Source organism: Gemella haemolysans (genome assembly GCF_001553035.1).
GTDB lineage: Bacteria > Bacillota > Bacilli > Staphylococcales > Gemellaceae > Gemella > Gemella haemolysans_B.
The window spans coordinates 9,494-19,915 of record NZ_KQ959959.1 but is presented as its reverse complement, the minus strand read 5'-3'; the positions used below and the strand labels follow the sequence as shown (position 1 = coordinate 19,915).

The following is a 10,422-nucleotide window of genomic DNA, read 5'->3' as shown; positions in this document are numbered from 1 at the left end:
CTTCGAAATCACGATTTTTGAGTCACTCCCTAGTAAATGAGCCTATAGTCTCATTTACTCCTTACAAAATTGTAGTTCAATTTTATTATCACCACTATAGAGTACTCTAGAAAAATATTTTAAGAGTAAACTAATTTTATTATATCCAATTAGTTTCTATAACTATATACAATACCCATTAGGAGGATTTTTTATGACTAAAAAAGTTGCTTTATTCGTTTAAAATGGAAGTGAAGAATTAGAATTAATTGCACCACTAGATATACTTCGTCGTGCTAATATTCACGTTGATCTAATCTCTGCAAACAACGAAGACTATATAACAAGCTCGCACAACGTAAAAATAATAGTAGATAAAAAAATTGATGATATCGACAATATACTTGATTATGATGCAATAGTAATCCCAGGTGGAATGCCTGGAAGTACCTTACTTCGTGATAATGAGAAAATAATTAAATTTTATCAAGAAATGTATAAAGCTAATAAATTGGTTGCTGCCATCTGCGCAGCTCCTATCGTACTAAGCAAAGCGGGGATTCTAGAAGATAAAGAAGTAACTTCTTATCCAGGATTCGATAAAGAAATAAACTGCAAAACATACAATAACGAAAAAGCGGTAATAGTTGATAATAATATAATCACTGCCCAGGGACCAGCCGTAGCTATTTTATTCGGTTACGAAATCGTTAATTACCTACTTCAAGACGATACTGCACAAAACATTAGCAACGCTATGCTAGTACCAGTATTAAAAAACAACTTATAAAACACAAAACAAAGACCTCAGATTAAAACATCTGAGGTTTTTATCATTTACTTATTTTGTTAATTCTTCTAATTCTTTCATTGCAGCTACTACAACTTCTGGTGTACAAACATCAACTGCAAGTTTAAATGTTTCTTTTTCACTAGCTGCAAATTCAGCAATTTTTTGCATTTTTTCTTCTACATCTTCTGTTACATTAACACAAGCTAAATTATAAGCTAAATCATTAGCTTTATAGAATGGAACAAGTTTCTCCACTTCTTCTCTCTTACCTTCAGCAAGTAATTGAACCAAGATACCATAAGATACTTTTGTTCCATGTAATACAGAATGTGTTTCTTTAACTAAACTCATACCATTGTGCACTGCGTGAGCTCCTGCCATACGTCCGTAGTGAACACCGAAACATCCAACACACCCTGAGATAGCAAATACTGTATCTACAGCATTTTTAAAACTTTCAGTAACTTCACCTTTTTCCATAGCTTCTAATGCACCGTTAGCATCGCGTAAAAGAACATCACGAGTGATTTTAGCTGCTTCTAATCCCATTCTTACAAAAGGATCATTAAACTTGTTATTTCTCTCTACTAATACTACTGCTTCATACCATTTAGCTAAAGTATCTCCAATTCCTGCTACGAAGTATTCTTTTGGTGATTCTAATAATAGATCTAAGCCTGCAATACAAGCATACGCTGTACGTTTAAAATATGCTACCTCTCTAAATGTGTGATCTGGATGATAAACCGCTGCTACAGGTGCATAAGGTGCACAAGTTGCGATTACTGTCGGTACTGTCATATACTCAACATTTAAGTTTTGTGCTACTCCTTTAGCAGTATCGATAACACGTCCTCCTCCTACTCCAAGGACTACATCAACACCTTCACCGTATTCATCAGCAATACGTTGCATGTCTTCAAAAGATGCTGAACCATCATATTTTGCTACTCTGAATTCTCTATTACCTTTGTAAAACTTCGTAAATGCTGCGTAAGATTTTTCTCCAGTAACAATCAAAGGAGTCTTAAACCCTTCTAATCTATTATCAAGTGCAGACAATGCCCCACTTCCTGAAATATATTCACTTACCCCTGGTCTTGCTACATTTGCTAATTCAAACATTTTACATCTCTCCTTTGTTGTTAAAATTCATATTTTTATTGTGTAATTACGATTATAACATTTCCGAAAACTAAAATCAATAGTGAGTTAAAAATATTTTATTTTCTGACAATTTAAAATAGAACATAAGCAGAACTTATTTTATAAACACATATAAATTAAAAAATTAAGGTAATTGACGAAGAATATTCTTATCCTCTTAATCACCTTAATTTTTATTTTATTATCTTGGGAAAAATATAATCCCCTCTTTCTTAGTCTGCCCTTTAGTTATAGATTCTACTATCGTACTAGCTTTTTCTAAGGCCACTATATCACCATTTAATTTTTCAATTAATATTTTTCTACCTTTATACGGACTATAAACACTCGCTTCTATATTCTCAATCCTTAGATAATAACGTTCATCCAAGTTATTTTCCTTAAGCATATTTTTAATTTGAGCCAGATTTTCTTCGTTATAATCTACATACTCGAATAAGTTTCTATTTTGTAATCTTCTTGCCAAATCAGCAGCAATTTTATCTTCTTTATCTTGGATAAGAGCACAACAATATAATAATGAATTTTCATCCAGTTTAAAATATTCGTCTACACTCACTTCAGATTCTTCTAAAAATGGCACCAACACCTTCATATCTTCAAAATAGTCTTTATCCCCTTTAAAAATATCCTTCAATCTATTAAATAGTTGAATGAATACCGCCTCATAACTTCTAGCTACAGGATGATAATAAACTTGCCAGTACATTTGATATCTTGCCATAATATAGTCTTCTACACTATGAATACCAGTGTATTTAACGACAATTACCTTTCTTCCCTCAGCTGTTTTTCTTACGCGTATTGTACGTAATATTCTTTCAAGATCAAACTGTCCATAACTCGTCGCTGTAAAATAAGAATCACGTAATAAATAATCCATTCTATCAGCATCTAGTTGACCTGAAACAATCTGATTAAGTATATCATTTTCATGAGTATGTTGAATAATAGAGACTATATCTTGTGGTAACTTTTCTGAAACATTTCTTAAAATAGCATTAAGTTCTGTATTCCCTAATATTATTTTTGCTGTATATTCTTCGTGACTATGATTAGTAATATGCTCAAATGCATGAGAAAACGGACCATGACCTACATCATGTAATAATCCAGCAAGCATCACACATACCTTGTCATATTCAGTTAATTCAACGCAAAGCGACTTAACCTCTGTAACCATTCTCCTAACAATCTCATAAACACCTAACGAATGAGAAAATCTAGAATGTTCTGCTGTTGGATATACTTGAAAATCTCCCCCTAATTGCCTTATACGGCGTAATCTTTGAAACTCCTTACTATCAAGACAATTCCAAATCACTTCATAATGAATATGAATATAGCTATGTACTGGATCTTTTAATACCTTAGTTTCGTCTAATTTTTTTAATTCCATCACTTTTCTCCCCCTACTATAATCGATATTTTTTTACTATATTTCACCTATTATTATATCAAAGCATAAAAAAAAGACAAGCCTAAGCTCATCTTTTTCACTCTTATTCTTATTTTTCGTCTACTACGTATGGTAAAAGTGCCATGTGTCTAGCTCTTTTAATTGCTGTAGTTAACATTCTTTGGTACTTAGCTGAAGTACCTGTTACACGACGTGGTAAGATTTTTCCACGTTCAGAAATGAATTTTTTAAGTAATTCTACATCTTTGTAGTCGATAAATTCTACGTTATTTTTAGTGAAATAACATACTTTTTTACGACGACGCATGTTGTTACGACGATTGTTAGTTACTGCCATTGTGCATGTCCTCCTATGTAATTTTAGTCTTCTTTAAACGGATTTACTACATCCTGCATGAAGTCATCATCTAGATTACTTGGGAAGTTTTCCCCAAAATCAGAGAATGATGAACTGTCATTAATAAAATCTTGCATAGCTGAATTAGCTTGTCCAAAGTTTTGATTAGTGTTGTTATAATAATTTTGATTATTGTTATTATACGCTGGTTGTGATTGAGGTTGATTAAAGCTCATTGAGTCAAAACCATTGTTTTGTCTACCATGTGAGCTATTTTTAGATTCAAGGAATTGAACACTATCTGCTACTACTTCAGTAACATAAACTGTGTTTCCATCTTTACCTTGATAATTTCTAGTCTGTATTCTACCTTCAACTGCTACTTGACTTCCACGTCCTAAGAAACGCGCCATATTTTCTGCTTGCTTTCTAAAAGCTACACATCCAATAAAGTCTGCTTGTCTTTGACCATTTTGATCAGTGAATGTTCTGTTTACAGCTACTGTAAAATAAACCATTGGAATATTCGAATTAGAATATCTCAATTCTGGATCTTTAGTTAATCTACCTACTAATACTACACGATTTACCATAGTATTTCACCCCTTATTTTTCTAATCTTACTACCATGTGACGGATGATGTCATCGCTAATTTTTGCTAAACGATCGAATTCTTTTGTAGACGCATCTGTTGCTGAAGTTAATTCTACTACATAGTAGTAAGCATCACTGAAGTCTTCGATTTCATAAGCAAGGCGTTTTTTACCTAAATCTTTAACTTCTACTGCTTCTGCACCTTCTGAAAGAATATTTACGAATCTATCAACCACAGCTTTTTTAGCTTCTTCATCGATACGTGGTTGAACAGCAAACATTACTTCATATTTTCTCATGTGTGTGTTACCTCCTTTTGGTCTTTGCGACTCTCTAATCTATTAGAGAGTAAGGAGTAATAAAATTACTCTAGCGATTATTATATCAAGTATAAAAATAAAAATCAACTAATAACTATATTTTTTGGAAATTTTTTTAGAATATTTTTAGGGAACTTCTTCATTATTTAATCACTAAAAAAATCTTCTATTAACTATTCAACACACCTCTACTAAGCATGAAAAATAAATGGGGATGACCCAAAAGTACTAGATTTTAAAATAGTTTACATGAAAACTCATAGACGCAGTGGTTTATTGATATCTAAATTCGCTTTATAAAGGCTCTTTAGATATCTAATAAACTGTGCGGGGGTGACTCGACAAAATCGATTTCTACGAAATCACGATTTTTGAGTCACTCCCATTTAGAAACTACTCTTTTACTCTAAACGAATATACTAAAACTAAAATTAATAGTATTAATAATATATATAGCGCAAACGATGCACTAATAGCGTTAGCGAAAAATAATATAATTGTTGTTCCTATTGGTACTGAAATAGTAATAATAGTGCTAAAAATACTATATATTGACGTTTGTTTTTCCTCAGGAACTGATTGTAAAATCAATGCATCTAGTTTTGGATTCGATATTCCTGCAAAATAACCTATTATTACAGTTAAAATAACAAGTATAAATTTATTTTGGAGTATCAATAGATTTCCTACATAGATAATGAATAAAATTATTTCTAATATAGCATTGTTTCTCAAACTCATATTCTTATAAAAACTAATTTGATATACTCCGCCGATAATTGTACTAACTACTTCCACAATTTCTAACAAAGTGATAGTGTACGCTACATTTCCAAATAGTAAGGTCTCATTTTTTACTAGAATTACTAGAAGTAAAGCGAACATTGCAGATGAGTAAAAATTCATCCCTAAAAATAGTATAACAAAATTATAAATTTTCTTTATCTCACGAAGTATTTTAAAGTTTTCAATAGTATCCTTTAAAAATCTTTTAGTACTTACCTTCTCTTTATTATCCACTTTAAAACTGCCACTCTCTGCTTTCATCGCATTTTTATATTTTGCCAGTATTAAAAATGCTATCAAGAATAGTGCTGCATTCAGCATTCCAAAATATGAATAGTTATAACTTAAGAGTCCTAAAGTAAATACTCCTACAGCCTTTCCACCAAGTGAGATTGTATTGTTTATAGAACTAATAAATGCTAATGCTTCACTTAGTTGTTCTTTACGTACTAATCTAGTATTAATCGACATTGATAAATAGCCATTATAACCACCTAAAATATCAGCAACTACATTTACAAATACTAATACAATAAAAATCCACCATTGGACTCCATAAATAGACACCAAAGCGAATAACGAAAATAATAAAAACTGATAAAATCTTGTAGATAATATTCTGTTGTACTTATCTTTTGTCTGATCTGCAAAATATCCTAAGATAAATGAAATAATATAAGGCAATGTCGTAGCTATCGAAACTATACTTACGGCTAATTCTGGATTCGGTAAACTTGTCGCATAAATAATAAACGCAATATCAAATAGCGTTCTACCAGCATTACCAAATGCCGATGAAATAGTGAATAGCCTATAGAGTTTATTTTTCAAGAAAATATTCATCGAATACCACCTCCTATATTAGCTCTATTTTACATTAGCAACATCGAATTTTCAATATATTATATATTCTTTTTTGAAAATTTAAAATATTCATCGTAAAACTTTAAATTCCTCACGATTAATAAAAAGAGCAACTAAATGAAATTCTAATTCCCATGAACTCAAATTCATTTTAGTTGCTCTCTATTTTATATCCTATCCCTCGTGAAATATTCGTACATATCTTCACGAATTGGTGTCTGTATTTTATAAAAGAATTGAATTACAGTATCTCCGCTTCTTTCTCTAGCTACTAATTTAGGCTCTCCTATTGTCTTCATCTCACCAAGGAAATAAAATATTCGTGCTCCATCTTTATCATCTTTATTTTTTCTCATAAATAGATAGATTTTCGTTTTATTATTATAGAAATAGTCGCACTCTTTCGATTCTAAATTCCTTCTTGGCTTCGACATTGAAGTAAAACCATTGTCTGGTAAAAATCCATGCGTATAATCACGGTTAAATGAATTTTCATCAATATCGTAATTAATAAACACCGGCAAAGTCTTTGTTCTTTCATCATACTTATAACCACCTATAGCAAGCGGCACGTAGTTAATTCCCCACGAGAATAATTTACAAATATCCTCGAAACTATATTTCTCATACAATACAAAATTAGTATCTTTGTATAAATTATCTTTGTAATACTTATTATATCTGTAAATTCCATAGTCTACCAAATTTTGTAACAATTCCCTAAAAATCTCTGATTGTAGCTGTTCTTTGAATTCTTTAGACATTCTTATCTCAGCAACATTCTCTTCAATAAATATACAATCATGAAACTTCTTCTTAGTGACACTACTAGTTACGAAATTGTTAGTAAGTATCTTTCTACTAACATCCAACTCATAATCTGCGATAAATTTATTATAGTCTCTTAGCATAATTTCTTCAAAATCTGTAAGAATATCATGCTTCTTCTCATCCAATAATAAACGTAAAATTATAAGTTCTTCTACCTTTTTACTCAAGATTAAATTAGTAGAAACAAAATTTAGCATATTCTCTGCAGTCTTCGTCAGTTTTCCACTATATTTAAACTGTTTTTCCTTCTTAGTTAAAAATGAATAATAACTTCCAGCTACTTCGAAAATCTTTCTAACATCAATAGCATCATAGTTTTCAAAATCTGAATAAGTAGGTATTCTACCAAGTTTATTTTTTAGCTTATTATATTCATCAGTAACAAATAGCCACGTGTTTAACTTCACATTGTCTATCGCACTATAAATTCTCTGTTTAGAGATTTCATCAAAATGAATAGTCGACATCCCAGGAATATACCTAGTCCCCTGAGATAAAAACTTCCTTACGGTATCTTTATCATAACTATTGTCTCCAGATAGAGCCACAGGTATTAAAAAGTTATTCTTGTAATTGGCAATAAAATCTATTATTACTACAAAATCCTTATTCGCAGATTTTCGCAAACCGCGACCCAACTGCTGAATAAAAATAATAGAACTTTGAGTGGGTCTTAACATAATTACCTGATTAACCTCTGGTATATCTACCCCTTCATTGAAAATATCTACAGTAAATATATAATCTAGCATATCGCCATTATTCGCAACTAACTTAGCAATCTCCTGTTCACGTCGCTCCTGACTATCTTCACCTGTTAAGCTAGTGGTATTGTAACCACGTGCGTTAAACTCTTCACTCAGTACCTTAGCTTCTTGTTTTGACGAACAGAAAACTAGACCCTTTACCCTATCTCCTGAATAACCATAATAATTAATCTTACTTATAATATGCTCGACACGTTCATTAGACACTAGATTTGAAAACTCGCTCAGTTCGTCAATAATCTTACCATCAACTTCTAGATCACTAATCCCGAAATAATGAAACGGACATAATAATGAATTTTCCATCGCTTCTTTTAAACGAACTTCATAAACGATATTATTGTTAAATAATTCATAAATATTAAAATTATCGGTTCTATCAGGGCTTGCCGTCATCCCTAGATAAAATATCGGTTTGAAATAATTCATCAATCTAAGATAACTGTCAGCCCCTGCCCTATGTACCTCATCTATTATAATTTCATCAAAATGACTATCGTTAAAACTCTTAAAAACATCTTCTTTAGACATAGTTTGAACAGTAGAAAAAATAAAATCCGCTTCTATATTTTTCTCTTTACCTGTAAGTAAACCATAGCTACGGCTAGTTCCAAAAATAGTTTTGAATGTCTCCAGTGCCTGACGAGCAATCTGTTCTCTATGGACTATAAACAACAATCTCTTAGCACCTATACTCTTCATCGCAAAAGCAGCCGCAAATGTCTTACCAGTTCCTGTCGCAGAAATAAGAAGACCCTTATTATCTTGATTACGAAGTTTTTCGAAATTTTCTATAAAACTCCTTTGCATCTTATTCGGTTTAATTTCCTTGGAAATAATTTTCTTAGTAACAGTCTCAATCTTGTTACTAGCGAATTCTTCAACATACTTATCTTTTATTTCATAGTAAGACTTAGATTTCTCCCATAAGCTATTAAACTCATCTAAAATATTTTCCGTTAGAGTCCTATCTCCCTCAATAAAAGTATTCCATTCTTTATTTATCGTAAGTGCAGCACTCGTTAAGTTCGAACTTCCCATCAGCACTTTCCATGAATCACCATATTTAAACAAATAGCCTTTAGTGTGGAAGCCGTGTTTATTTTCTACACAATCATAAACCTTTAGAGAGATATTTTTAAAATTAGACAATTTCTCTAACACTTTAGGAGTATTAAAATATAAATAATTCGTCGTTAAAATCTTTCCACGGATATTTTTTTCTTCCAAATTCTTCAAAGTTTGAAGTAAACTTGTTAAACCACTTTCTGAAATAAACGCCACGCTGAAAATAAATTCATCGCACATTTCTAATTCACTCTCGAGCGTACTAAGAACTTTCTTCGCTTCTAAATGATTATTATAAACAAATGTATTCTTCATTTTAACCTCCTTCTGTTAGATTATCCATTAATTATTTCATATGTTATTAATGCTTCTTTCATAACTTTTACATTATGAACACGTACCATTCTAGCTCCTCGTTTCACCGCTTCTAATGATAAAGTCGCACTTACTATATCTCTATCCTTCGGATTACTATTACCACCTAGCACATAATCTGTAGTTCTCTTTCTACTCACCGCATATAAGATTTCACACCCTAGCGAATTAAGTAACTCTAATTTTCGTGTGATTTCTAAGTTAGCTTCTGCAGTTTTACCGAATCCCATTCCAGGGTCAACGATAATATTTTCTTTCTTCACACCTGCATTTAGACAAATATCAACACTCTCACCTAATTCACGCACAACTTGTTCAATCTCTTGCCCTTCTTCTACACCACCATTGTGCATAATAAAGATTGGAATATCATACTTAGCAGCGACATCAGTCATAGTACTTCCTTTAGCACCATTCACATCATTTAGTACATCTACTCCTGCTTCAATCATGTATTCAGCTACATTAGGCTTATACGTATCAACGCTAAAACACACATCAGGAAATGTTTTTCTTAATATTGGAAATACGCTTTGTAATCTAGCAAGTTCGTCTTCCTCACTAACTACAGTAGAACCTGGACGAGTCGATTCAGCACCGATGTCAATAATATCTGCACCTTCAGCTACCATCTTACGAACACCTTCTATCGCAGCTTCCGCATCATAAAAATCTCCTCCATCTGAAAAAGAATCAGGAGTAAAGTTTAATATCCCCATAATTAAATATTTTTTTTCATTTAATAATTGTTTTAATTTATTCATTCTGTCACCTTATCATTTTATTTTGCATACCTTACTATTATATCATGTGACTATGGGGTTTGCAGTAAAAAAAGAAGTTATAAAATTATCTTATACATCAACATACAATTATAGATATTCTTACATAGTTCAAAAAATAACCTCATCTCTCTATTTTGAGAAATGAGGTTATTACTAGTTAATAAACTATTTAATTATTTTTCTTTTCTTTGACGTAGTCTCGCAGCTACTGCTAGTGCCACCAATCCTGCTACAGTTGCCATACCTGTTTGACTTTGTCCTGTATTAGGTAAAGTTTTTAATTCGTTTGAATTAATTCTTGGACTTTGTAAATTAGGTTGGTTATTTGATGAACC

9 protein-coding genes and 1 pseudogene are annotated in these 10,422 nt (G+C 31.6%); 1 reads left to right on the top strand and 9 read right to left on the bottom strand.

What is annotated here, in order from left to right:
• Positions 1 to 235 precede the first annotated feature (235 nt).
• A pseudogene (locus HMPREF3186_RS04925) lies at positions 236 to 769 on the top strand (DJ-1 family glyoxalase III); the annotation flags it as partial.
• A gap of 51 nt (positions 770 to 820) precedes the next feature.
• On the opposite strand, the gene HMPREF3186_RS04920 reads toward HMPREF3186_RS04925, so the two are convergent.
• The 9 genes from HMPREF3186_RS04920 to HMPREF3186_RS09620 form a co-directional block, all read right to left on the bottom strand.
• Positions 821 to 1,897, bottom strand: a complete 1,077-nt coding sequence (locus tag HMPREF3186_RS04920) for an iron-containing alcohol dehydrogenase family protein (protein WP_060914189.1) — start codon at positions 1,895 to 1,897, stop codon at positions 821 to 823.
• 223 nt (positions 1,898 to 2,120) lie between these two features.
• Positions 2,121 to 3,338 (bottom strand): HD domain-containing protein, encoded by a 1,218-nt coding sequence (locus tag HMPREF3186_RS04915; protein WP_060914188.1) that lies wholly within the window; start codon positions 3,336 to 3,338, stop codon positions 2,121 to 2,123.
• A 109-nt stretch (positions 3,339 to 3,447) separates the two neighbouring features.
• On the bottom strand, positions 3,448 to 3,696 hold the full coding sequence (gene rpsR / locus HMPREF3186_RS04910; RefSeq protein ID WP_003144201.1) for a 30S ribosomal protein S18: 249 nt from the start codon (positions 3,694 to 3,696) through the stop codon (positions 3,448 to 3,450).
• A gap of 23 nt (positions 3,697 to 3,719) precedes the next feature.
• A complete protein-coding gene (locus HMPREF3186_RS04905; protein ID WP_060914187.1) occupies positions 3,720 to 4,289 on the bottom strand; it encodes a single-stranded DNA-binding protein in 570 nt (189 codons plus the stop codon).
• 13 nt (positions 4,290 to 4,302) lie between these two features.
• The gene (gene rpsF / locus HMPREF3186_RS04900) at positions 4,303 to 4,590 is read right to left on the bottom strand and encodes a 30S ribosomal protein S6 (RefSeq protein ID WP_003144346.1); all 288 of its coding nucleotides are present in this window, start codon (positions 4,588 to 4,590) and stop codon (positions 4,303 to 4,305) included.
• Between the two features lie 414 nt (positions 4,591 to 5,004).
• Positions 5,005 to 6,240 carry an MFS transporter gene (locus HMPREF3186_RS04895; RefSeq protein ID WP_060914186.1) on the bottom strand — a complete coding sequence of 412 codons (1,236 nt, stop codon included), beginning with the start codon at positions 6,238 to 6,240 and terminating at the stop codon, positions 5,005 to 5,007.
• A 188-nt stretch (positions 6,241 to 6,428) separates the two neighbouring features.
• Positions 6,429 to 9,242, bottom strand: coding sequence for a DEAD/DEAH box helicase (locus HMPREF3186_RS04890; protein ID WP_060914185.1), 2,814 nt, complete (start codon positions 9,240 to 9,242; stop codon positions 6,429 to 6,431).
• A 20-nt stretch (positions 9,243 to 9,262) separates the two neighbouring features.
• Complete coding sequence (gene folP / locus HMPREF3186_RS04885) at positions 9,263 to 10,066, bottom strand: dihydropteroate synthase (protein ID WP_060914184.1); 804 nt, start codon at positions 10,064 to 10,066, stop codon at positions 9,263 to 9,265.
• 194 nt (positions 10,067 to 10,260) lie between these two features.
• Complete coding sequence (locus HMPREF3186_RS09620) at positions 10,261 to 10,383, bottom strand: LPXTG cell wall anchor domain-containing protein (protein ID WP_084812665.1); 123 nt, start codon at positions 10,381 to 10,383, stop codon at positions 10,261 to 10,263.
• Positions 10,384 to 10,422: the final 39 nt, after the last annotated feature.